At 38.0% G+C, this 24812-nt stretch carries 15 protein-coding genes; 13 read left to right on the top strand and 2 right to left on the bottom strand.

Annotation, left to right across the window (positions count from 1 at the left end):
- The first annotated feature begins 1 nt into the window (after nucleotide 1).
- Together PTUN_RS15135 and PTUN_RS15130 are read left to right on the top strand one after the other, a co-directional pair.
- Nucleotides 2-619 carry a hypothetical protein gene (locus PTUN_RS15135; RefSeq protein WP_009837819.1) on the top strand — a complete coding sequence of 206 codons (618 nt, stop codon included), beginning with the start codon at nucleotides 2-4 and terminating at the stop codon, nucleotides 617-619.
- On the top strand, nucleotides 616-1491 hold the full coding sequence (locus PTUN_RS15130; protein WP_009837818.1) for a hypothetical protein: 876 nt from the start codon (nucleotides 616-618) through the stop codon (nucleotides 1489-1491). Before PTUN_RS15135 ends, PTUN_RS15130 begins: the two co-directional genes overlap by 4 nt.
- Nucleotides 1492-1576: 85 nt before the next feature.
- Here the strand turns inward: PTUN_RS15130 and PTUN_RS22275 are convergent, their stop codons facing one another.
- The gene (locus PTUN_RS22275) at nucleotides 1577-1777 is read right to left on the bottom strand and encodes a hypothetical protein (RefSeq protein WP_009837817.1); all 201 of its coding nucleotides are present in this window, start codon (nucleotides 1775-1777) and stop codon (nucleotides 1577-1579) included.
- 147 nt (nucleotides 1778-1924) lie between these two features.
- Nucleotides 1925-4429, bottom strand: coding sequence for an EAL domain-containing protein (locus tag PTUN_RS15120; RefSeq protein ID WP_009837816.1), 2505 nt, complete (start codon nucleotides 4427-4429; stop codon nucleotides 1925-1927).
- A gap of 170 nt (nucleotides 4430-4599) precedes the next feature.
- Here PTUN_RS15120 and queA point away from each other — a divergent pair, with 170 nt between their 5' ends.
- From queA to PTUN_RS15065, 11 genes are all read left to right on the top strand, one after another.
- Complete coding sequence (gene queA, locus PTUN_RS15115; RefSeq protein WP_009837815.1) at nucleotides 4600-5637, top strand: tRNA preQ1(34) S-adenosylmethionine ribosyltransferase-isomerase QueA; 1038 nt, start codon at nucleotides 4600-4602, stop codon at nucleotides 5635-5637.
- Between the two features lie 221 nt (nucleotides 5638-5858).
- Nucleotides 5859-6980, top strand: coding sequence for a tRNA guanosine(34) transglycosylase Tgt (gene tgt / locus PTUN_RS15110; protein ID WP_009837814.1), 1122 nt, complete (start codon nucleotides 5859-5861; stop codon nucleotides 6978-6980).
- A gap of 39 nt (nucleotides 6981-7019) precedes the next feature.
- Nucleotides 7020-7355: a preprotein translocase subunit YajC gene (yajC, locus tag PTUN_RS15105; RefSeq protein WP_009837813.1), complete on the top strand. Its 336-nt coding sequence runs from the start codon at nucleotides 7020-7022 to the stop codon at nucleotides 7353-7355.
- Between the two features lie 24 nt (nucleotides 7356-7379).
- Nucleotides 7380-9236, top strand: a complete 1857-nt coding sequence (secD, locus tag PTUN_RS15100) for a protein translocase subunit SecD (protein WP_040643687.1) — start codon at nucleotides 7380-7382, stop codon at nucleotides 9234-9236.
- A 9-nt stretch (nucleotides 9237-9245) separates the two neighbouring features.
- The gene (secF, locus tag PTUN_RS15095) at nucleotides 9246-10190 is read left to right on the top strand and encodes a protein translocase subunit SecF (RefSeq protein ID WP_040643686.1); all 945 of its coding nucleotides are present in this window, start codon (nucleotides 9246-9248) and stop codon (nucleotides 10188-10190) included.
- Between the two features lie 129 nt (nucleotides 10191-10319).
- Nucleotides 10320-10850, top strand: a complete 531-nt coding sequence (locus tag PTUN_RS15090; RefSeq protein WP_009837810.1) for a hypothetical protein — start codon at nucleotides 10320-10322, stop codon at nucleotides 10848-10850.
- A 299-nt stretch (nucleotides 10851-11149) separates the two neighbouring features.
- Nucleotides 11150-12940, top strand: a complete 1791-nt coding sequence (locus PTUN_RS15085) for a bifunctional diguanylate cyclase/phosphodiesterase (protein WP_009837809.1) — start codon at nucleotides 11150-11152, stop codon at nucleotides 12938-12940.
- A gap of 79 nt (nucleotides 12941-13019) precedes the next feature.
- Nucleotides 13020-13853, top strand: coding sequence for a substrate-binding periplasmic protein (locus PTUN_RS15080; protein WP_009837808.1), 834 nt, complete (start codon nucleotides 13020-13022; stop codon nucleotides 13851-13853).
- A gap of 71 nt (nucleotides 13854-13924) precedes the next feature.
- Complete coding sequence (locus PTUN_RS15075) at nucleotides 13925-16042, top strand: response regulator (RefSeq protein WP_009837807.1); 2118 nt, start codon at nucleotides 13925-13927, stop codon at nucleotides 16040-16042.
- Nucleotides 16039-16746, top strand: a complete 708-nt coding sequence (locus tag PTUN_RS15070; RefSeq protein WP_009837806.1) for a response regulator transcription factor — start codon at nucleotides 16039-16041, stop codon at nucleotides 16744-16746. Before PTUN_RS15075 ends, PTUN_RS15070 begins: the two co-directional genes overlap by 4 nt.
- A 286-nt stretch (nucleotides 16747-17032) precedes the next feature.
- Nucleotides 17033-24793 carry a putative Ig domain-containing protein gene (locus PTUN_RS15065; protein ID WP_157742136.1) on the top strand — a complete coding sequence of 2587 codons (7761 nt, stop codon included), beginning with the start codon at nucleotides 17033-17035 and terminating at the stop codon, nucleotides 24791-24793.
- The last annotated feature ends 19 nt before the right edge of the window (nucleotides 24794-24812 follow it).

Here is a 24812-nt window from a genome sequence, read left to right as displayed (position 1 = left end):
CATGTCGAAATTGAATTTAATATTTGAGCATTGGTTAGCAACAGGTGAGCTTAGTATTGCCGATGAGCAAGCGTTATTGGCCGAACCCGATATGGCACAGCGGTATTTAACTGCGAAAAGCGCAGCGAGTTTTTTATCTGATTATACCGAAACACCCGTGCCACAATGGCAAAAGGAAACAACGTGGTTTGCTAAATCATCGTCGTCATTGTCTTTTAATTGGTTCAGTATTAGTGCTGTAGGCTGTTCTTTGGTTATGGCTGTTTTATTGATGTTAAACGTTCAAGTAAGCACTACCTCTGAGGGAGTATTAATTAGCTTTAACCAACATGCTTCGCAGCAGCAAGCGAAAATTGACTCTGAGCTAGAACAAATAAAGACACTATTACTTGAAACGCAAAGACAAAATCAGAAACAAAGTTGGCAATTAGCTCAGCAAGCAATTGATACCGGAAGATTAGAAAGACAAGAAGATTTAAATGCCTTGGTGAAGTACCTCAATGTTCAGCGCCAACAAGATCAGCAATTGATCAAATTGCAAATAAATGATCTTGCAGAGCAAGTTGAACAACAAGGTGAAACTGCAACCGCAAAAATGATGTTTGGAGAAATGAAATGAATAAGTTAGTTGCTGTCGTTATTGGGTTAGGAGTCTGTGCTCTGAGTAATCATGCAGCTGCACAGGCGTTAGATATGAGCGCCATGAAGCGTGAAATTACTATTATGGAAAATATAATCAAAGCCTCGGTCGCAACAGATAAAGGTGCGAGTTTGAGAAGAATTAATGGTCGCTATTTACTCAATCAAGGTATTACGTTTGACTTAGATTCTAAGCTGTTTAATACCAGTAGGGGGAGTTGGGCGAGCGCATTTGCTGATCGAAATTTTGATTTTAATTTTGACTTTGATTTTAGCGAACTCGATGCGCAAGCGGCAGCAGAAGAAGCGCAAGAAATATCAAAACAAGCCATTGAATCAGTGCGCGAACTTGCTGAACGCATGCGTGATTTAGCTGAAAATGAGCGTGATATAGAGCATGACATCAGAAGCCTTGAGCGGGAAAAACGAGATCTTGAATTTGAACGTCGTAATGCTGAAAAAGACACATTAACCGAGTTAGAAAAACGTAAAAATGAGTTAGAGCAGCAAGTTAAAGCGTTAGAAAAACAAAAAGATCAGCTAAAAGATGAGCAGCATAATCTTAAAACACAGACCCAAAAAAACAAACAACAACAGCAACAACAATGGGCAGAGCAACGGACTAAGTCTTTGCAGTTAATTCAGCAAACATTAGTGACAACACTTTGTGATTATGGTGCTGGCTTAAAAAGCTTACCAGATAATGAGCGTGTGAACTTCACGCTCAGTAGAGCGGGTGAGGAAAACCAAGATTTAATTTTGGTATTTGAAAAAAAGGATATTCAAAGTTGTGTGATGGGGAAAATAAAGGCCCAGCAATTACTGACCAAAGCCAGTGTTTATAGTTTTTAAGGGTGAAGCCATATATTGTTAGCATTAAAAAAGCCGTGAAAAACACGGCTTTTTTGTTTAAATTTATACCATTAGCTGTAGTTTGTTATATCGAGACCGTAAATTGGTTCTCATGCTTTAAATCAGGTAGAAATAATAAGTACACTAATACAACTAGGTTAAAATAAGGGATGGCGCCTAAAAAGACAAAAGTTAACTGTGGATAACCCTTTGTTTTTGCTTTTGTTAAACAAAAATAAGTTATCAGTAAATTTGCTATTAATAAAAGTGTTACAAATAAAGTCATACAGTTCCCTTCCTTATAAATGTTAATAACATCCCAGTAGATTGGGCGAGTCAATTCATGCGTTATTAACTGATTTCAGATAGGCTTAGTATAGCTAAAAAATATCAAAGCTTTGAGCAAAAGAGGGTAATTAAGTGTGTTTAATTGTTAATCAAATGTTTTGTCAGCGTTTATTTTTTTGATTGCTTGGCTTATGCCTTTAAAAGGAAGTGGGCGTGAGATTAAATAGCCTTGCGCATAATCCACGCCAATTTTTCTAAGGGAATCAAAGGTTTCTTTGTTTTCTACAAATTCAGCAACACAGGTCTTTTGTAAAGAGTGACTGATGTCTTTAATCGCATTTACCAGTGCTTTATCAATAGGATCGTTGATCATATCTTTCACAAATGAGCCATCAATTTTCACTTGGTTGGCGGGAAGCTGTTTTAAATAGCTAAAGGTACTAAATCCTGTTCCAAAGTCGTCTATCGAAAAGCTGCAGCCAAGTTGATTGAGTTTTTCAATCATTAAACGAGTTGCGGTTAAGTTACTAATACTGGCAGATTCGGTAATTTCAAATACTATCCGAGTTGGGTCTACTTTTTGGCTTTTTAGGGCTTCTTCAATGGTGGTTAATAATCCTTCATCGCTAAAGGCTTGAGCTGAAAGGTTAATTGCGATTTTATTTAGTGTTGTTGATTGTCCTGCATAAGCAATGGCTTTTTTTACCACGCAATGGTCAAGCAAATTAATATCAGCGATGAGTTCTAAAGCGGGGATAAAACGGTTTGGATAAATAAGTTGACCATCAACTCGCAATCGAGACAGAGCTTCAAAATAAGCAACTTGCTGTTCTTTAAAACCCCAAATAGGTTGAAAGTGAATCTCTAACTGATCTTGTAACATGGCGCTGCGCACTTGATGTGCCCATGCCAGTTCGGCCAGTTTTTTATTGCTGTCGGCGTCTTCATAGGTATAACAGTGAACCAAATTACGACCGCGGTTTTTAGCAACATATAAAGCGATATCTGATTGTTTTAAGCATTCACTGGCATCACTGTTATTTGCTGTGATAAGTGTTAAACCAATGGAGCAGCTAATAGAGTATTGCTGGCCAGGCGCTTGAAATTGGTAGTTTTCTACCGCATGGCAAAGGCCTTCTGCAATTAAGTGGGCTTCAAGTAGCTCAACATTTTCTAAAATAACTGCAAACTCATCACCGCCAATTCGGCAAATAGTGCTGCCTTCATGTAAGTTTTTTTGAAATGTTTTTGCAATCTGTTTTAACACAATATCACCTTGATGATGACCTTGGCTGTCGTTAATGATTTTAAAATGATCGAGGTCGATATAAATAAGTGCGTGTTGTGCGTTGCTATCTTCTGTATCTTTACATAACTGGTTGAGCTTTAAATCAAAGTAATAGCGGTTATGTAATTTTGTTAATGTGTCATGATGAGCTAGATGATGTAGCTGTAATTCAGCTTGTTTACGCTCATGGATGTTATCGATACTCGCAGTTACGCCAACCGTTACTTTATTCACTACAATTGATTGCATGCGACACTCAGCCCAAACGGCATGACCATGTTGATGCTGCAGTTTTAACTCAAATTTTTTCTGTTGAATTTGCCCTAACATTATTTGCGAAACAGCATTGCTAACTAAAGCTTGCGTCTCAGGGCTACAAAATTCAGCAAGTGGCTTATTTATCACTTGTTTAAGTGATAATCCGGTTAACTTTTCCCAGGCCGGATTGATAAACAGAATTTGTCCTGCGCTATTTAGCTCTAAAACCACGGTATTAAGATGCTGTAAGATACGTTGATGAGCAGAATACAATTCTTTGTAGCGACTTTGGCTTTGGCTCAATTGCTCTACTTTTTCTGCAAACTCAGCATAACTGGCCATAAAATCTTCGCGGCGAGCTGCTTGATGACAAATGCGGTTAAGTAACGATTCATTGTATGGCGTACGAGCAAAGTCGGTAACGCCAGAAAGTAATAACTGCTCAGCAAAATCAGCTTCTTGGTTATCAATAATCATCACCACCGCTTGATTTGGTTTGGTAGCTAATAAGCGTTGGACTAAATTTTGGGCATCGATTTTGTTATGGATGGTATCAATTAATACAATGGCAAAATGATGTTGGCCAAATAGTTCTATTGCCACTTTTTCGTTGGTAACGTGAGTAATATGAAACGATTCACGTAAAAAATAGCTGATTTGCTCTGCATCTGGTGTTTCAGGCTCAACCAATAACAATTCGAGTCGGCTGCTTTTGGTTAAATGACTTGATAAAACATTCGCCAAAACTCGGGGTAATTTGTTGATTTGCTCATATGCTAAAACTGCATCTATACCATAAGCACGTGCGGTTGTTTCGGCTATTCGTTCACAATAAGTGGGTGGCGTGAGTAAAATTGGGGTATTTTTTGGAGTTTTTAATAAACCGGAGCGCACCATTCGAGCAAAGCGCCAGCCATCGATTTTACCAATATCTAAACCGGTAATAATTAAATCAACAGCGTGTTGTTTTAACAGCGTTAAGGCTGAGCGGCTATCACGAACTTCTAATAACTCAAAGACATTCAAGGGTAATAAAGCGCGTTTGATCAAATTTCTTTGTTTCAAATTTGAATTAATTAATAACAGCTTAAGCTGACCTGACATGTCTTCGTATACCTCGATTTAGCCTAACCACAAACTGGCAAGAGAGTGGTGTTAGATTAATGCTATTTTGCCCAGCAGACAAGCTGATTGCGACTCAAACGCAATTAACTTGATTTAGGGGTCTTGAGTCACTAGACTTGGCGCGATTTTAACCTATGAGGATGTTTTAAATGCGTGTTGCAGACTTTAACTTTGATTTGCCAGATGAGTTGATTGCTCGTTTTCCAAAAGAGGAGCGTACTAGCAGTCGCTTACTTAAAATGAATGGCAATTCTGGTGAGATTGAACATTGCGTTTTTAGCGATATTATTAACTTCATTGGTCCAAAAGACTTATTAGTTTTTAACAATACCAAAGTAATTCCTGCACGTATGTTTGGCCAAAAAGCATCGGGCGGCAAAATCGAGGTGTTGATTGAGCGGGTATTAGATGAGCACCGAGTGCTTGCTCATGTGCGTGCTAGTAAATCACCAAAAGCAGGCGCATTACTTATTTTAGAAAATAGTGCCGAAGCAACCATGGTTCAGCGTCATGGCGAATTATTTGAACTGAAGTTTCATGGTGATAATAATGTACTTGATATTCTTGAAAATATTGGCCACATGCCTTTGCCGCCTTATATCGATAGACCCGATAATGAAAGTGATCGTAAACGTTATCAAACTGTTTATGGCGAAAAGCCAGGGGCGGTTGCAGCGCCAACTGCAGGGCTGCATTTTGATGAAAAGCTGATGGCTGATTTAAAAGCCAAAGGGGTTGAAATGGCTTTTGTTACCTTGCATGTGGGTGCAGGAACATTTCAGCCTGTACGTGCTCAAACAGTCGATGAACATGTGATGCATTCAGAATATATCGAAGTGCCAGATGATGTGGTGGCTGCGATTGTTAAAACTAAAGCCCGTGGTGGTCGAGTTATTGCTGTTGGTACTACGTCGGTGCGCTCGTTAGAGTCAGCAGCTAAACAATCACAAGGTGAGCTCAAAAGCTATTTTGGCGATACCGATATCTTTATCTATCCGGGATATCAATTCCAAGTGATTGATGCAATGATCACTAATTTCCACTTGCCTGAGTCGACCTTAATCATGCTCGTCAGTGCATTTGCTGGGCAAGAAAACATTATGAATGCTTATAATGTTGCAATTGCTGAGCAGTATCGCTTTTTCTCTTATGGTGATGCGATGTTTTTAGAGCGCAAAACTAACTAAGTTATGAGTTAAGTAATTGTTTTACCAAGGCGGTGAAAATGCCTTGGTAAAAACTTGCTTTTACCCCTTTTATTCCCTGTCAATGCCCTCATATCATTAGCAATAAATGTTCAAACCATGTAGAATCGCTCGATTATTTTTAACACGAATTACTCATTTCTAGGCAATAGCCGAGTAAGCGTGAACATGGTCGGACTGTTTTTCCGGCGTTCGAGGTTAGTATGAAATTTGAATTAGATTGTACCGATGGTAAAGCCCGTCGTGGTCGCCTTATTTTTGATCGCGGTGTAGTAGAAACACCTGCATTTATGCCTGTGGGTACTTACGGTACTGTAAAAGGTATGACGCCAGAAGAAGTTAAAGAAACCGGAGCGCATATTTGTTTGGGTAATACCTTTCATTTAATGCTGCGTCCTGGCACTGAAATTGTGAAAATGCACGGTGATTTACATGACTTTATGCATTGGGATAAACCAATTTTAACTGATTCAGGCGGCTTTCAAGTTTTTAGCTTAGGTGATTTACGCAAAATCACTGAAGAAGGTGTGTTGTTTCGCTCACCGGTTAATGGTGAGAAAATCATGTTATCGCCTGAAAAATCAATGGAAGTACAACGTGATCTAGGTTCAGACATCGTTATGATTTTTGATGAATGTACGCCATACCCAGCAACTGAAAAAGAAGCGAAGGATTCAATGGAATTATCGCTACGCTGGGCAAAACGTTCAAAAGATGCGCATGCTGAAAATCCAGCTGCGTTATTTGGTATCATTCAAGGTGGTATGTATCCTGAGCTTCGTGCTATTTCACAGCAAGGTTTAGAAGACATTGGTTTTGATGGTTATGCTTTAGGTGGTTTATCGGTTGGCGAACCAAAAGAAGACATGGTGAATATTCTTGACCATTGCGCTTATAAAATGCCTGAGAACAAACCGCGCTATTTAATGGGTGTTGGTAAGCCTGAGGATATCGTTGAAGCGGTTCGCCGTGGTATTGATATGTTTGATTGCGTAATGCCAACCCGAAATGCTCGTAACGGCCATTTATTCGTTACCGAAGGCGTAATTAAAATCCGTAATGCTGCACATAAAACAGATCCAGGTCCACTCGATCCGCATTGTGATTGTCAAACGTGTAAAAATTATTCTCGTGCCTATTTACATCACTTAGATAAATGTAATGAGATCTTAGGTGCTCGTTTAAATACCATTCATAACTTACGTTATTATCAACGTTTGATGGAAGGGTTAAGAAATGCGATTGCATTAGGTGAACTTGATACATTCGTTGTTGATTTCTATGCGAAAATTGGCAAGCCTGTTCCTGAATTAAAACAAGTTTAAAACAAATTAAAATTTAAAATTAAGTATAAAGAGGATGTTATGAGTTTATTTATGTCGAATGCTTATGCCGCAGATGCTCCTGCAGCTGCTGGTGGTGGAATGGAAATGCTAATCATGTTAGCTATTTTCGGTTTAGTATTTTATTTCTTAATCTACCGCCCACAAGCAAAACGTGTCAAAGATCATAAAGATCTAATGGGCGCGCTGGCTAAAGGTGATGAAGTATTAACCAGTGGTGGTTTAGTTGGTAAAATTTCTAAAGTTGCTGATGACAAAGATTTTGTTGTGATTGCCTTAAACGACCAAACTCAAGTTACTGTTCAAAAAGGTGCGATTTCAGCGGTATTGCCGAAAGGCACAATGAAAGCATTATAAAAATAATAAAAAGGACGCAAAACAGTGAATAAGTACCCTGTATGGAAGTACTTATTGGTTTTAGTGGTACTGGCAGCGGGCTTGTTATATGCCACTCCAAATCTGTATGGTCGTGATCCGGCCATTCAGATTACTGGAGCGCGCGGCGCAAGCGCAGATCTAGCTGTATTAGATAAAATCAATATCGTATTAAAAGATAACAAGATTGAAACAAAATCTGCTGTATTAGAAAACGATCAAGTATTAGTTCGTTTTAAAAATGTCGAAGCGCAACTACAAGCGCAAGACTTATTACGCGATAGCCTAGGTGATGGCTATATTACTGCGATTAATATGTCTCCTTCTACTCCGCAATGGCTTAAAAGCTTAGGCGGCTCTCCAATGAAACTTGGCCTTGACTTAAGTGGTGGTGTGCATTTCACCATGGAAGTTGATATGAAAACCGCGATTGAAAATTCACTTGAACAAATGGATCAAGATTTCCGTAGCGATTTACGTGAGCAAAAAATTCGTTATAAAACGGTTCGCCGTGTTGCGGGCGCTGATGAAATTCAAATTTTATTACGTGACCAAGAAACAAAAGATCAAGCAGAGCGTTTCTTAAAAGACCGCTACCGTGATTTGCTTTTTGTTGACGATCGTAGCAACGAATTTGGTTTAGTGGCCAGCATGACTGAGCAAAAATTAAAAGCGACGCGTGATTATGCAATTAAGCAAAATGAAACCATTATTCGTAACCGTGTAAATCAAATTGGTGTTGCTGAGCCAAATGTACAGCGCCAGGGTGCTGAACGCATCATTGTACAGCTGCCAGGTATTCAAGATACCGCACGTGCGAAAGAGATTTTAGGTGCCACTGCTACGCTAGAATTCCGTGAAGTAGACGAATCTGCCGATGTGCGTGATGCAGTTGCAGGGCGAGTGCCACCTGGTAGTGAAATTATCATGGCACGCCAAGGTTATCCGGTATTACTGAAAAAGAATTTAATTTTAGCCGGTAGTCACATTACGGGGGCGCAGTCGGGTAACGATGAGTATCAACGTCCGCAAGTGAACATTTCACTTGATAGTAAAGGCGGCTCAAAAATGGCTGCGTATACAAAAAATGCGATTGGTAAGCGTATGGCCACTGTATTCACTGAATATAAGCCGTCAGGAAAAGTCGACGAAAATGGTAAAGCATTACCACCAATTAAAGTTGAAGAAGTGATTAACGTTGCAACGATTCAGGCGCGTTTAGGTCGCTCTTTCCGTATTACGGGCATTGATAATCCAGCTGAAGCGCATAACTTAAGTATGTTACTTCGCGCAGGTGCTTTAGTTGCGCCAATTCAAATCGTTGAAGAGCGTACGGTAGGTCCAAGCCTTGGTGCTGAAAACATTGAAAAAGGTTTCACTGCTGTGGCACTTGGTTTTATTTTTGTATTAGTGCTCATGCTACTTTATTACAAAGCGTTTGGTTTAGTGGCTAACTTAGCACTTGCAGCAAACTTAGTATTAATAGTTGGTGTAATGTCACTTATTCCTGATGCTGCGCTGACCTTACCTGGTATTGCTGGTATCGTACTAACTGTTGGTATGGCAGTTGATGCCAACGTACTTATTTTTGAACGTATTCGTGAAGAACTTGAAGATGGACGTAGTCCACAGCAAGCTATTCATCATGGTTACGACAGTGCCTTTAGTACAATTTTTGATGCCAATATCACCACGTTAATTGCAGCAGTTATTCTATTTGCTGTAGGAACGGGTCCTATTGCCGGTTTTGCAGTTACATTAGCAATCGGTATTGTGACATCAATGTTTACAGCTATTATTGGTACGCGTGCTGTAGTTAACTTAGTCTGGGGCGGTAAACGCCTGGATAAATTGTCTATCTAGGGGTTAATGATGCAACTTTTAAGAGTTAAAGACACAATCGATTTTATGTCGATACGCAAATTAACAATGGCATTTTCTGCCTTGTTGATTGTTATCTCTATTATTTCGATGGCAGTTCGCGGTCTAAATTTTGGTTTAGATTTTACCGGCGGTACCGCCGTTGAGGTTGGCTTTTCACAAGCTGCGGATATAGACAAAGTGCGTGGCTCGCTCGAAAGCAGCGGTTTTGCTGATGCTTCGGTGCAGTTATTTGGTTCAAGCCAAGAAATCCTTGTTCGTTTAGCGCCACGTGGTGCTGATGTAACAGCGGTAATGATTGGCAATGATATGATGACTGCGATTCAACAGGTTTATCCTGATGCACAAATGCGTCGTATTGAGTTTGTAGGCCCAAGCGTAGGTGAAGACTTAAAAGAGCAAGGTGGTTTAGCTATGCTAACAGCCTTGATCTGTATCTTGATTTACGTTGCGATGCGTTTTGAATGGCGTTTTGCGGTTGGTGCCGTACTTGCACTTGGACATGACGTTATTATCACCATGGGGTTGTTTTCGATTTTAGGTTTGGAGTTTGATTTAACTGTGCTTGCTGCTATTTTGGCGGTAATCGGTTATTCGCTTAATGATACCATTGTTGTATCAGACCGTATTCGTGAAAACTTCCGAAAAGTACGCATCGATGACACCATTGAAATCATTAATATTTCACTGACACAAACGTTAAATCGTACCTTGATGACCTCAATGACAACGCTTGTGGTATTAGTGGCGTTATTTATTTGGGGTGGTCAAATTATCCATGGTTTTGCTACTGCGTTATTGATCGGTGTATTCATAGGTACTTACTCTTCGGTTTATGTGGCAAGTTCAATTGCTATCAGCTTAGGGATCAGTAAAGAAGATTTGATCCCTGTTGAAGTTGAAAAAGAAGGTGCTGAATTTGATAACATGCCGTAAAGGCTGTTTAATACAGTGAAGAAAAGCCACTTATTGAGTGGCTTTTTTTTTACAAAAATTAGATGAAAGTGGTGCAAAGTATGCTGTAAATTGTAATAATGAGAATTATTATTATTTGGAGTGTCATTGATGAAAACAATTAGTATTATAATTTTATTTGGTTTATTAAGTGGATGTAGCGATCCTGTTGTGCCACAAGAAACGGTGGTTAAGCAAGTGCAAGAGACTCAATTAACGCAATATAAAACAGCAACCAGTGCTTTGGTCGAACAAATTAAAGCTAATCACAATACACAAGAAATTGAGTTACAAGCGCAGCAATTAGTCAATTTATCTAAGGGTATTATTGATGATTTCTTAGTAGTTTACCCTCAATGTGAAGCCTATTTAAGTGCATTAAAACAAGCTGCTGATACTATTCCAACCCTACCATTAGCTGATATTGAGTCAGGTTATCATGCTGATGGACGCTTGCCGGCGTTTAGCGATCCAAACTGTTACCATGCTAAAGATTTATTAGTTCATCCTGCGACGGTGCAAGCGATTGCAAAATTAGGTTTTAATGAACCACATTTACGCGAGCAAGCTCAAAACGAATTGATTGAAGTATTAGCGCACTTTTCACAAGTTGAAATGGCTATTAAAAAACATTCACTTTAATGGGTTATAAGTAACCTCAATACCAGATAATAAATCTATCTCATGCAGCTTTTTTAAACGTAAACAGCGTTGGATTAACGTGTATTAGACCCACTATTGACACGTTAATCAGCCTTGTTAGGCTTGATAATCTCTGGCTAGAGATCAACAAATTTAGATATTTACTTTTAATTCAATATGTAGAACAACCTCTTATCTAGGCTGAGGTTAAGTAACCTTTGTTTACTGTCGCAATGCCATAAAATTGTCATTATTGGGTGTTAAATTCCCGGCTCACAGCAGTCGCGGGGTATTGAGTAGTGAAATTAAATGGCGCTCATTTGTTAGTGCAACTATTAACAGAGCAAAATATTAGCACTGTATTCCAGCCTATTTTTGATTTAGCAAATAGCTGTATTTTAGGGTATGAAGCCTTATCGCGCGGGCCAAAAGGGCATCCGCTTGAGTTTCCTAACCAACTCTTTTTAGCGGCAGAGCAGCAAGGTAAAGTGTCTGAACTTGAATTGCTTTGCCGGAAAAAAGCGATAGAAAATTTTGCATTGCTTGGGTTAAGTGGAAAGTTATTTTTGAATGTAAGCCCAAGAACTTTACTCGATCCTAAGCATCCTAAAGGTGAAACTCAGCACTTGCTTGAACAGCATGGTTTAAGTGCCGCGCAGGTGGTTATTGAAGTGACAGAGCAAGATGAAGTGCCTAATCATCAGCTATTACAGCAAACGTTGGCCTATTACCGCGAGCTTGGATTTTCTATCGCGATAGATGATTTAGGTGCAGGGCATTCTGGCTTAAGAAAATGGTCAGAACTACAACCTGATATTATTAAAATTGATAAATACTTTATTGATCATTGCCACCAAAGTATTGTAAAAAAAGAGTTTTTAAAATCTATCATCGATTTAGCCAAAGCAACAAATACCCAAGTGATTGCCGAAGGCATTGAGCATCAAGAAGAATTAGATTTACTGACAGGGTTGGGCGTGAGTTTAGCGCAAGGCTTTTTACTTGAAAGGCCAAGCATAGAGCCATCAAGACTGTTTTCTAGCGATTTACTCGCAAAGCAAGCGCTTAAGCAGCAAAATTCCCCCGAACTAGATGATCAAACCATAGGTTTATTGGTTGAAACTCAGCAAGCTATTTTTGCATCAACTCACTGCGCCGCAGCGCAAACTTGTTTTGAGAAAAATAAAGGTTTAATTAGTTTAGCTGTGCTAAATGAGCAGCAGCAACCGGTTGGCATGTTACATCGTGACCAGCTTGCAGAGCTTTTTGCAGCACCTTATGGTCATGCTTTGTATGATAAAAAAAGTGTTACACGAGTGATGGATACACAACCTTTGATTGTCGATAAACTTGATACACTTGATATGGTAAGTCAACAAATTACCGATTTTGATTTTGATATTCGTCGCCATATTTTAGTGACTGAACATCAAACTTATTTGGGCGTGGTACCACTGCGTAAAATATTAAAACATATCACAGACCAAAAAGTACGCCATGCACAACACGCCAATCCTTTGACTATGTTACCCGGTAATGTGGCCATCACTGAAGCAATTGAACTGCGGTTAAGAAGGCAGCAAAATTTCTTTTTAGCTTATGTCGACTTGAATCATTTTAAGCAGTTTAATGACCTATATGGGTATGCCAGTGGTGATGCAGTGATTAAGTTACTTGCGGATGTAATTAGTGATAGTTGTGATCCTGCAAATAGCTTTGTGGGGCATATTGGCGGCGATGATTTTATGGTGATTTTTGATGGTACAGATGCTTGGCATACCTGTCAGCTAATCATCAAAGAGTTTGAACGACGCTCACAAAGTTTTTTTACCCCTGAGCATATTGCAGCTGGCGGTTACTGGGCGCCAAATCGTGAAGGGCAGGAACAATTTGTGCCATTACTGACCTTGTCTATTGGTTTGGTGAATCCTGATTTAGCTTTTTGTGAAAATAGTCATCAAGTTTCAGCGCTTGCCACGGATGCTAAAAAAGAAGCAAAACGCTATCGACAAAGTTACCTATTTCTATGTCATCGGCGAAAACCAGCGACTCCCATTGTTCGAATGCGCTTAGCCAGTGGAGCCGATTAAACTAACACCATTTATTGCTTTACCTTTGTACCGTAACCCGTTAGTTTTCATTGAGGCTAGCGTAAGGTGTTCAATAAAAATGAAATTATTAATTGCGATGGCGGTGCTAGGGTTGATGAGCATCACAATACCCGTAGCGGCTAATGTGGTTAACGTCGCTCAAGAGCAACGCATTCTTTATCAACGAGATATTTACCTGATCGAAGTATTAGAGCAGGCCCTTAAAGCTGCCAATTATTCAGCAGAACTGAATTTTGTCGCAGTGCACCCGCATCAACAACGTACCTTATTAATGCTAAGCCAAGGTGAGGTTGATATCCATTGGGGCATGACTAGCACAGCCCGTGAGCAGCTTGCCACGGCAATCAAAGTCCCCTTATTTAAAGGTTTAATTGGCTGGCGAGTATTATTAATTAATCAAGAGTACGGCGCTCAATTTGCAGCAATTAACGATGCATCACAACTCAAATCACTAAAAGCCCTGCAAGGACATGATTGGCCAGATACTAAAATACTGACTCAAAATGGCTACACCGTTTTAGCACAGGCAAATTATGAACAAATGTTTAAGTTGTTAGCGCTTGGGCGAGGTGATTATTTTCCGCGTTCAGTGATTGAGGTGCATTCAGAGCTTGCGGCGCGTAAAGACTTACCGCTAATGATTGAGCCTCATTTATTACTCAAATATCCAACGGCATTTTATTTCTTTGTCAATAAAGAAAAAGTCGAACTGTCAGCTGCACTGCAAACTGGTTTAACGACCATGTTGAACAATGGCGAATTTGATGCCATTTTCACGCGTTATTTTGCGCAATATCTTAATAAATTAAAATTGGATACGCGCAATACATTTGAGCTAGAAAACATTAATGTTTCAGAACCATTGTTAGCTACAGATGATTTTTTACATTAAATGGTAAAAATGTATATTGTTGAAGCTTTTTCAATGATAATGATATTTAAGTAAATATTTATAAAGTCACTGTGTTAGATCCTAAATCATTAACCTTTATTGCTTCATTTACAGCGTTTATTAGCGCTCTTTATTTTATACCTGTTTGGCGAGTGAATAGGTTTATTTCTGGTGTGTCGGAATGGACTTTAAGTATTTTTAGTTTCGCTATTGCCCTGTTCTTATTATCTTTACAAACTGAAGTTCATTTTTTTTATAGCATCATCCTAGCAAATCATTTTTTATTATTGGCTTTTGTTTTATCTCTGATTGGCAGTTTATCTTTTTTTGACGTGCCAATAAAAAGAGGTTGGATGTATTGTTCTTATTTTATTTTATTTACGCCTCTGTTTAGCTACTTCGTTTTTATTGATAACAATGTTAATGCTCGTATTATCCTCGTAAGTGCTATGTGGTTAATGAGTCAGTTAATTGTTCTGGTAGCACTTAGGAAAAGTAACTTAATCTTATCTAAAATCAGTCGAGCCGTTTATATTTCAGTGAGTATTTACATCATTGTATTGATGTTTTTTAGGATTTATTTGTGCACTATCGGCAGTGGCGTTGAAAATTTTTTAGCGCCGAATACTCTTAATATTGTTACATCTCTCGCTGGTTTCCTTGTGCCTTATGGCTTAGTACTTAGCTTTAGCTTCTTATGTAATGATAGAAAAGAGTTTGAATTAAATAGGTTAAAACTCAAAGCTGAGCAAGAGCTTGATCAAAAATCAAAATTTCTTGCCGCATTTAGTCATGAAATTCGAACGCCATTAAACGGTATTGTAGGTCTAGCTCGGTTGATGCATTCAAGGATGTACAGTGATGAGGATAAAAAGGATTGTGAAACTATCATTCAAACAGGGATTCATTTAGGGGAGTTTTCTTCCTATGTATTGCAATCAGCTCAAGTTGAACATCATTCACACAGAGAGAGTGAAACGATCGCTTTATTACCTTGGTTGATGCAGTTATTGAATTTAGTCAAAAGCAAAGAAAAAGCACTTTGTTTAACCGTTGAGCTTAATTATACCTTGAGCAAGGATTTTACGGTGTCGACAGATACGCTGTTTTTACGACATATTTTGGTTAATTTACTCGATAATTCAATTAAATATACCGAGCATGGTTTCATTAGGTTGTCGGTTAGTATTTCTGAAACTAATTTGTTTTTTGAAATATTAGATTCTGGAATTGGTATCCCTAAAGGTGAAATAAATAACCTAATACAACCTTTTACATGGGCTTCAAACCACGGATGGCAGGACGGAGCGGGTTTAGGATTAGCCTTATCCCAAGATATGCTAACTCAAGTTGGAAGTACCCTAAAAATCTCTAGTAAAGAAGGGAAAGGCAGTTCATTTAGTTTTAATTTTCCTTATATTGAACAGCCTGTAGTGGAAAAAAAATCGCAAAGTATCAATGCTATACCATCTTTAAGGATCTTGTTAATTGAGGACATTCCACTAAATCAAAAAGTAACCAAAGGTCTTCTTGAGATCGATAACCACTTAGTAACGATTGCTGAAAGTGGGGAAAAAGCGATGCATGAGATTGAAAAACAAAGTTTTGATTTCATTTTTTTGGATATGAATTTACCTGATATTAATGGAGAGCGTTTATTTGAATATTTTAAATCGCTCAAGCTTACCAGCCAAGTGATAGCTCTTACAGCTAGAGTCGACTATCAGTCCCGTTTAAGATATCAAGAGATAGGCTTGCAGCATGTTTTAGCAAAACCAGTTGATATTGATATGCTCAGAAATACACTTAATAGCTTAGTTAATTTAAACTATAAATTTCAGGGTAATAACTCGCAAGAGCTGTTTAATAAAGAGGTTTTTCGCTACTTGAGACAGGTTTTGTCTGTTTCTGAAATTATCGTTGAAGTTTCACTGCTAAAGATTGAAGTGCTTGCACTAATTGAGGGTATCTCTAATGTTACCGACACCGAGCATTTGTTAAAGCAAATATCACTGCATAAAATCGCGAATAAAACAGCTCAATTCGGCTTAACAGCTGTATCTAAAACTGCATTAGATCTAGAACTTTATCATGAGGTAATAAATGAACAACAAATTATACAACTGACAGTAATGTTTAATGAGTCAATTGTGCAATTAGAAACAATAGGTTTGGTGGATCTACAATGATAATTAAACGTCACCATGTTGTAATTGTTGAGGATGACCCTCTACTGAATCGTGTTTTAGCGATCAATTTTGAGCAAAAAAACTATCAAGTAAGTGCTTTTATTCGAGGTAGTACAGTGATTGAGTTTATTCAAAATAGTAAGAACCATAAATTTGGCCCAGTTGATTTAATTATCTGTGATATTTCCTTATCTGATATTTCAGGTTATGAGCTAATGAATCAACTAAAAGATAACTCATCAATAGGTAAAATTATGATTTCGATGTATGGCTCTGAACAAAATAGAATTAAAGCTTTCCACTGTGGGACAGATGATTTTGTTACTAAACCCATAAATCCTGAAGAGCTTTACTTAAGAAGCCAGGCATTGATGCGCCGCATTAAGCCTGTTGAATATGGGAATCGCTCTATTAGTGTTTTGGATATGTTACTTGATATGGAGACTATGCAGCTTTCAAAAGGAAGTGAGTCTGTCTTATTATCTAAACTTGAGCAGCAGTTACTCATTCATTTAATTGCATATCAAGGCAAAGTAGTAAGTAAAGCTAAGTTACAGCAGTTACTTGGTAACTCTGAGCACGCTGAAGGTCGCTCACTCGATATGTTAGTCGTTCGCCTGAGAAAAAAAATGTTAAATATAAGTGAACTAGGAAAGGTCATAGTAACCGTTAGGGGGGAGGGATTTTTACTTATAACGAGTTAGTTTTTCTAATTAAAAAGGATTGTTTTTTGTTGCTTTTTCTACTGTTTGTTACCTTGTGTTACGTTTGTACCCCTTTCTGTTGTTTTTGTTTTGTAACTTTGCTCTTTGTTGTTTTAGATTGTTTAAACTCACCGATATTCAATAAAAATTTGATCATTCGTGAGTCAATTTAAACAGGAGAGGATTCGGAATGCCTAGTGCAATCTATCAAAAAATAAGGCAAGCATGTTACGTTTCATGTGTGTTTTTGATTCTTATTTTTGCAAAGCAATTACAAGCTGCACAATTGCAAAATTTTAGTTTTACAGCCGGCGATTACACCCCAGGAGCTGAAACGACTTATACTTTTGAATATACTACAGTGACTGAGGTCACAGATAGCCAGTATATTTTATATGTAGCTATTTATGAGAGTACTTTTATATTTCCCACTGGTTGCGAATTTGTAACCGTCGTTATTGATGGGATTGAGAAAACATGCGATTTTACTTCTAATGGCTCAAATTCAAATTATAGACTTATAAGAATTAGTGAGGCTGTTCCAGCAGGATCTGATGTTGTGCTAACAATGCGCGGTGTTACTAATGGATCTTCTGCAGGTAAATATAATTTTAGGTGGGTAATAACAGCGGATGGAGGTGGAAACGAGATTGATGGGGTAAGCCCGGTACCAAGTATTACGCTTGCTAATCCAAATTCAGCACCACTTATTTCAACCACAACAACTTCAATAGCTATTAATGATAATGAAAACCTCAAACCATTTAGTAATGTAACTCTTACTGATTCTGATAATAATGCTTTGACAATCGCCCTCAATTATCAAGGCATGAATGGCAGTTTGTCTGGTACTGGACTATCAGGCGCTGCGGGGACTTATACACTAGCAGGTTTTTCAGTTTCAGATACTCAAACTAAATTACGGAATTTGATTTTTAACCCGATAAAAGATCAAGTTAACGTTGATGATGCGGTAACAACCACGTTTTCTGTGCAAGCAAATGACGGTCATTTAGACAGTAATGCCTTATCAATAGCAGTAATCACAACATCAATTAATGATAACCCTACTATTTCGGGCTCAGCACAAACCATGATTGATGAACAATCATTCTATCAATTTATACCTGTCGCAAGTGATATCGATTTAAATGATACTGTTAGTTTTTCAATTACAAACAAACCGCATTGGGCCACCTTTGATACTGTAACCGGAAAACTTTCTGGGGTTGCACAAAATGGCGTATATCAAAATATTACCATTACAGTAAATGATGCCCATGGTGGTAGTGGTGTTTTAGCGCCCTTTACCATTAATGTGCGTGATGTGAATTATGCACCTTATCATTATCGACAAATTGATAGTATAGAAATTAAAGAAGGTGAAACCTTTAGTGCGACAGCAAGTGCTTATGATCCTGATGGCGATTCAATCACTTTTAGTTTGGTAAATGCCCCAAGCTGGTTATCGATTGATAGTAAAAGTGGTCAAGTGTTTGGTAAAGCTGAAGAAGCTCAAATAGGTGTCTATGAAAATATTGTAGTGACTGCCAGTGATTATGAATACTCAACTGATTCACGACCGTTCAATATTGTTGTATTAGACATAAAACATAAACCTGAAACATCAAATATAGTTATTAATACAGATGAAGATAGCGCTGTGTCTGTGCCTCTTTTTGCGACAGATAGAGATAGCAAAGATATTTTAATATTTAAGGTATTTTCGTTACCAAGTAATGGTCTTTTATCTGTGGGCGATGAAGTCGTTACAGCGTCAAGCTTGCTTACTTTGGCTCAAGCACAATCACTTGTTTTTTTGCCTAATGCCAATTTCTATGGCAAAGACTCCTTTAGTTTTTTAGTTTCAGATGTTGAGCATTCTGTTTCGGGTAATGTTCAAATAGACATTAAACCTATTGATGATTTACCAATGAGCGCAGGTGAATTGTTACTCGCAGACTTCTCTGAAGATGAATTAAACGGTCGACAATATGCTGTAAAAGACCTCTTAATTAATGTATCAGACATTGAAAAAGATGACGTCAAAGTCGTTGAAAAAGAATATCAAGGTTTATACGGTAAGCTGGTATTTAAAGATGGTAATTGGTTTTATCAGTATAACCATATTTTATATTCAGAACTTCCTGAATCAGATGATGGCGAGAGTGTCGAACCAGTAAAAGATTTAATTAATCCATTACATCGTGACGAAAAGCTTGTTGAAAAATTTGTTTTAGAAGTCACTAATTCTGAAAAAGAGACTGGCGTTATTTTAGAGCAACAGATGAGCTTTAACATCATTGGTGTTAATGATAAGCCTGAGGTGTTGTCACCTATTCTATCTGAAGGTAATGATCGAATAGTGAGCCACTTTGTTTTCGAACAAAAAGAATTGTTACAGATAGATGCAATAGATAAAGATAAAGATACTGTATTGAGCTACCAGATAGCAGAGGGGTTTGATGGGCAATTATTTAATATCTCTGAAAATGGCTTAATTTCAATTAATGAAATTATTACCAGAGACGAGATTGTAAAAAAATTAAAAGTAGAATCATATGTTATAAAATTAGTAATTTCAGATGAAATAGACAATGTAGAGTTATTAATTCAATTTGATTTGTCGTACGGCGATGATCTCGATAATGATGGTGTGACCAAAGAAGATGAAATAGCAGCAGGGACCGACCCTCTTGATGGCGCTAGTTTCCCTGATGCAGACAAAGATGGTGTTTCTGATCAGTTAGAAGTGACGCAAGGTACAAATCCAAACGATAAACTTTCATATTTAGATAGTGATCAAGATGGCGTACCTGATTATCAAGAAATACTACTAGAAACAGATACTGAGGATAAGAATAACTTTATTGATTCTGATTCTGATGGTGTACCTGACTATGTTGAGAATTTAGAGCAAACAGATCCATTTAACTCGTTGAGCTTTTTAGATACTGATGGTGATGGTGCAGCTGATGCGGTTGAAAGACGCTTTAATACCGATATAAATCGAGCTAGTTCATACCCTGACGCCGATGGTGACGGAGTCCCTGATACTCAAGAGATGATCGCAGGCACAGACCCAAATAATGAAGATGATTTTCTTGATAGCGATGGTGATAGTGTTTCTGATTATGGTGAAAAGTTAGCTGGAACTGACCCATTTGATGCTACAAGTGTCGATTTTGACTCTGATAGGGATGGTGTCTTTGATAAAGCTGAATTACTTGATGGTACCAATCCAAATGATCCTAGAAGTTTTAAAGATTCTGATGGCGACCAAGTGTCAGATGCTATGGAATTACTTGATAATACTGATATTAACAATGCTTCTATTTATTTAGATACGGATGGTGATCTTGTTCCTGACTACGTTGAGGACTTAGATGGGACTGAACCCGGTTTAGAGCGAGATTACTTAGATACGGATAAAGATGGTGTGCCAAATTATGTCGAAAAAATCGATGGTACAGATAGCTCTGACCCTAAATCTTTTAAAGACTCCGATCTTGATGGGGTTTCTGATTTCATGGAAAGACTCAATGGTACAAATCCGAATGATAGCTCAGATAAAGATAGTGATGGCGACTCCGTACCAGATAGTCAAGAACTGATTGATGGAACAGATCCTAATAATATCAATGATTACCTCGATACTGATGGCGATGGTGATCCTGATTATAATGAGATCTTAAAAGCTAATGATCCTAATGATGCCAAGGAATACAGCGATAACGATGGCGATGGCGTTTCCGATCCAGAGGAATTAAGAGTAGGTACCAACCCTTATGATGCGTTTGACTTTGTTGATTCTGATAACGATGGTGTTTCAGATCGCAGTGAGTTGATAAGTGGTACCGATATTTATAATAAATTTGAGTTTATTGATAGCGATGGTGATGGTTTACCTGATGATTACGAGGTGCGCTATGACCTTGATCATACCAATCCATTTGATGGTGATACTGATTTTGACTCAGATGGTATTTCTAATCTTGATGAATACCTAAATGGTACTAATCCTGCAATAGATTCGGTTGCACCTGAGTTTGTGATTCGCCAACAAGTTTGGATAAATGCTAATGATTACTTAACCGGAATTAATGAAGAGGTTTTTGAGCAAGATTATGCTATTGATGCAAAAGATGGTGTGGTAGAAATTCCTCGGAATGTGCTTTTACTGCGCCCTGGAAAACATCAAATCGAACTTCAAGTTAGCGATGCTCAGAATAATAAAGCTCAAACTATTCAATATGTTAATGTAAAGCCAATTGTGACTTTTGAAAGTAAAAGTATGCAAGTGGGTGAAGCAAACGAAGTTGTGATTAAGCTCAAGCTAAATGGGTTCTCACCAGTTTATCCGTTATCTGTCGGTTATACTATTTCAGGGAGCGCCTCGACTGAAGATCATGATCTTTTAGCTGGTATCGTTACTTTTGGTCAAGATGAAACTACAGCGGAAATTAAGTTTAATACTTTAGCGGATCAACTTGTTGAGGGGAATGAGTCTCTTTTCATTAATCTTGCACCTGTTGGAAGCGATGAATCTCAGCTTGCTAATATTACAGGCGATAATTTTGAATTAACGATTTCTGAAGCAAATTTAGCTCCATCTGTTCAATTGAGTATTAGACAAAATGGTCAAGAGACATCGTGGATATCACAAACTAACGGAGAGGTTTCTGTTACTGCATCGATTGCAGATCCTAATATAAAAGATGAATTAATCTTGAGTTGGGAATTAGAGGGGGATATCGCTCAACCTTCTCAAGGAGCACTTAATTTTAGATTTGATCCGAGTGAGCTTGATGCAGGTACTTATCAAATAATAGCGAGTGTTAGTGATAATGCGCCTGTTGTATTGAGTAGTTCAGCGTTTATTAGCTTTGTTGTGAGTGAGCAAGTAAGAGAAATCACCGATCCTGCAAAAGATAGTGATGGAGATGGCATATCTGACGGTGATGAGGGGTTAAAAGATAGTGATGGAGATTTAATACCTGACTATCTTGATGATGCTTTTTTAGCTGAAAACCAAATCATGATGCCATTATTAAATAGCGCTGCAACTGCCTCTTTCTCATTTACAGAAGATGGACTTCTAATGAAGGTAGGAAAACTTGCTAGCAGCAAGCAAAGTTCATCAATTGTACTAAATGGATTGGCAATAGACTCAGAAAAATATAATCAGATCAGCGATGTTTATGACTTTGAAATTTTAAACATACCTAATAACCAAACTTCGGTTGCAGTTGTTATTCCTTTGAATAAACCAATTGTACCTGAGTCTAATTATCTTAAATATAAACAAGATGGAGTATGGAGTGAGTTTACTATTGATAATCAGAATGCGCTGTTTTCTGCCGTTTCTGTTGCTGGGGTTTGTCCTCCAATGGTGGACCCGAGTTATCAAGAAGGCTTAGTTGATGCGAACGACTGTTTAAAATTGGTTATTGAAGATGGTGGGCCTAATGATGATGATGGTCTGAAAAATGGCGTAATCGTCGACCCAGGGATGATCGCAATTCTTATCGATTCAGGAGATGGCTCAGGTGATGGCTCAGGTGATGGCTCAGGTGATGGCTCAGGTGATGGCTCAGGTGATGGTTCAGGAGATGGCTCAGGTGATGGCTCAGGTGATGGCTCAGGTGATGGTTCAGGTGACGGGGAAGTCAAACCTGAAGAACCCAAACAGCGAAGTGGTGGCACTATGTTTGATATTTTAGCTTTAATCGTCTTAGTTGTATTTTTACGCCAAAAACAGTTGATAATATCTAGCTTTCTAATAAGTGCATTGTTTATTTCGACACTTAGTCACGCTGATATTAATGGTCTCTTTAGTGGTTCGACAGTTCAAATTGAGCAAGTGAGTCTCTCGGAGGAATTAGTTTCAGGTCAAAGCGTACCATTAAATTTTATATTAAAATCAGAAAAGCCTTTAAAAGGAGTGGTACTTGATTTTGCATTAGTTGCTAATGGTGACTATTCCAATGCAGTATTTGTAGGCAAAAAAGTGCTTGATACTATTAATTCGGGCCGACAGGTTATAGAACACACTCTTGAAATCGAAGGGGGTTCTATTTCAGGTGATTATGAGCTTATTATCTCTTTAGATTCAATTTATGAGTCCCAATTAGAACAGCAGGCTTTGTTGTTGCCTTTAAAAGAAGTATCTATTGTTTCAACTGGATTACCTGACATTAAAATACAATCAGCAACATTAAGTCGCTTTAGTTTTTTATTGCCTGAGCGACCAAATGATAGTTCACCTTTGAACAATGCTGAGCCTTTAATTAATATTGACTTAACACTTCAATCTTTGTTTCAAGATACAACGGAACCTGTTGATATCGAAGTTTATTTGGATATGCCAGATATTGGTTTATTTCCATTAAACTTAACAACAGAAATTGTTGATAGAGATTTTACTGAGTCCGACTCAATTTCAAGTATTGATGATAACGGTAAGGTAGCAGACTGGATTAAAGGTGTTACAAGAACAATTAAACCAAGCTGTGAAGAATATGAAAACCAGCAAAGATGCGCATCTTTAGAGCAAGATACAGAGGTGTCTCTAGATGTCGATTTGCATTTAAGTGAGGCCGCTTATTATGCCCTTTATGCATTTGGTAGTGATGTAGTTGGTGAGATAGTTGTAAAGATTAATCCTTCTCAAAGTATTAATGAGTGGCAGAATAATTTTATTAATAACATCGTTAGGCTTCCGGTAATTTATATTCACCAGCGCGTTGAAAATAGTAATGCGGCTTCTGCCGATACTGAAGAGTCTGAGTTTTTTGAACTTACTAAACAAGAAGTTAATCAAAATAGCTTTTTCATAAATACACCTTACTTGAGTAGTCAACAAGCATCTGAGGTGGTTACTTTATCAGAATTGAAACACGAAAAGACAGCGGGTGAAAAATCTAAGTTTGGATTGAAATATGAGTTATCTGGTAAGGCGCGTTATCGTATTGGCGGATTGAAAATTCCATATGAGGGAATGTTTGATGCGGATGGAGATGTTACGTTATATATTTTTGGAAAAAGCTTTAAGTTTTTAGATGCGAAATTTGACGGAGACTTAAAAGAAGATCCTTATAATAGTTATTGGAAAAATAGAGTCAAAATATTAGGTCAAGTAGTCTGGGAAGACCAAAGATATGTCCGCGACCATTATAATGAGGATATTTACGAACTTTGGTCAACCAAGGATGATGATGGTGATGAGCGTTACGTAAAGTATAAAAAGAAAGAAAAAAAGAAACACTACTATTATTTTGGGATTAAATTCACCTTAAAAGGCGCCATAAAAGGTGAAGTAGGTATCGTTGGTAATGTCTCTGTCGCTCGTGGCAATATATTAAGTGGCTTAATCGGTCCTTATGCATCAGTTGATGCCTCTGGTGGTGTAAGCGTTAATGCTTGGGTGGCTAAAGCTGGCGCTAAAGTTGATTTGAATTTATTGCGCCTAGATGCTCCATTTACTGCTAATTTTCAAATGTTACATGGTGAGTATGCTAATGTCACAGCTCGATTAGATTTTACTCGTCGACATCTTGACGGCAAAGTCACGCTTTGGGCTAAATGGAAAAAGCCTAAGTGGATTGGTTTTAAATGGAAGAAAAAAGAGAAAAAAATCATGAGTTGGGATGGTACAAGAGATACCAAAAACCTGTGGAGAAAAGGGAAAACATGGGGGCAACTTACATCCTACACAGTGCCAAATATTAAAAAGCAAAAATTTAGAAGCAAATTATTTGTTAAAAAACCAGCAGGAAAATATGCCTTGGTTAACGCTAAGGGGGAAGTTTATGGTGGTGGTGAAAAGCTTAAAACATGGAAATTGTTTGGTAAAAAATATACTAAAAAAATAAAGATTCCTGCAGATGAAATTTTACTTCAAGGTTGCGGTGGTAAGTTCAGCAAAAAGTTGAAAGGTAAATTTAATCAAACATACCGATTGCCTGAAGGGTGTCTGGCGCTTGATATTATTGGGGAGTTGGGTGGAAAAGGTAAGCGTACATCACCTGTATTTACTATTAACTAAATAAAATTGAGGGAGGTTT

The sequence above is a fragment of the Pseudoalteromonas tunicata genome (assembly GCF_002310815.1).
Classification (GTDB): Bacteria; Pseudomonadota; Gammaproteobacteria; order Enterobacterales; family Alteromonadaceae; genus Pseudoalteromonas; species Pseudoalteromonas tunicata.
This window is presented reverse-complemented; position numbering and strand designations above follow the sequence as displayed.

Coding starts and splice junctions, on each gene's coding strand:
- PTUN_RS15135 (WP_009837819.1), top strand. CDS start 2: ATGTCGAAATTGAATTTAATATTTGAGCATTGGTTAGCAACAGGTGAG.
- PTUN_RS15130 (WP_009837818.1), top strand. CDS start 616: ATGAATAAGTTAGTTGCTGTCGTTATTGGGTTAGGAGTCTGTGCTCTG.
- PTUN_RS22275 (WP_009837817.1), bottom strand. CDS start 1,777: ATGACTTTATTTGTAACACTTTTATTAATAGCAAATTTACTGATAACT.
- PTUN_RS15120 (WP_009837816.1), bottom strand. CDS start 4,429: ATGTCAGGTCAGCTTAAGCTGTTATTAATTAATTCAAATTTGAAACAA.
- queA (WP_009837815.1), top strand. CDS start 4,600: ATGCGTGTTGCAGACTTTAACTTTGATTTGCCAGATGAGTTGATTGCT.
- tgt (WP_009837814.1), top strand. CDS start 5,859: ATGAAATTTGAATTAGATTGTACCGATGGTAAAGCCCGTCGTGGTCGC.
- yajC (WP_009837813.1), top strand. CDS start 7,020: ATGAGTTTATTTATGTCGAATGCTTATGCCGCAGATGCTCCTGCAGCT.
- secF (WP_040643686.1), top strand. CDS start 9,246: ATGCAACTTTTAAGAGTTAAAGACACAATCGATTTTATGTCGATACGC.
- PTUN_RS15090 (WP_009837810.1), top strand. CDS start 10,320: ATGAAAACAATTAGTATTATAATTTTATTTGGTTTATTAAGTGGATGT.
- PTUN_RS15080 (WP_009837808.1), top strand. CDS start 13,020: ATGAAATTATTAATTGCGATGGCGGTGCTAGGGTTGATGAGCATCACA.
- PTUN_RS15070 (WP_009837806.1), top strand. CDS start 16,039: ATGATAATTAAACGTCACCATGTTGTAATTGTTGAGGATGACCCTCTA.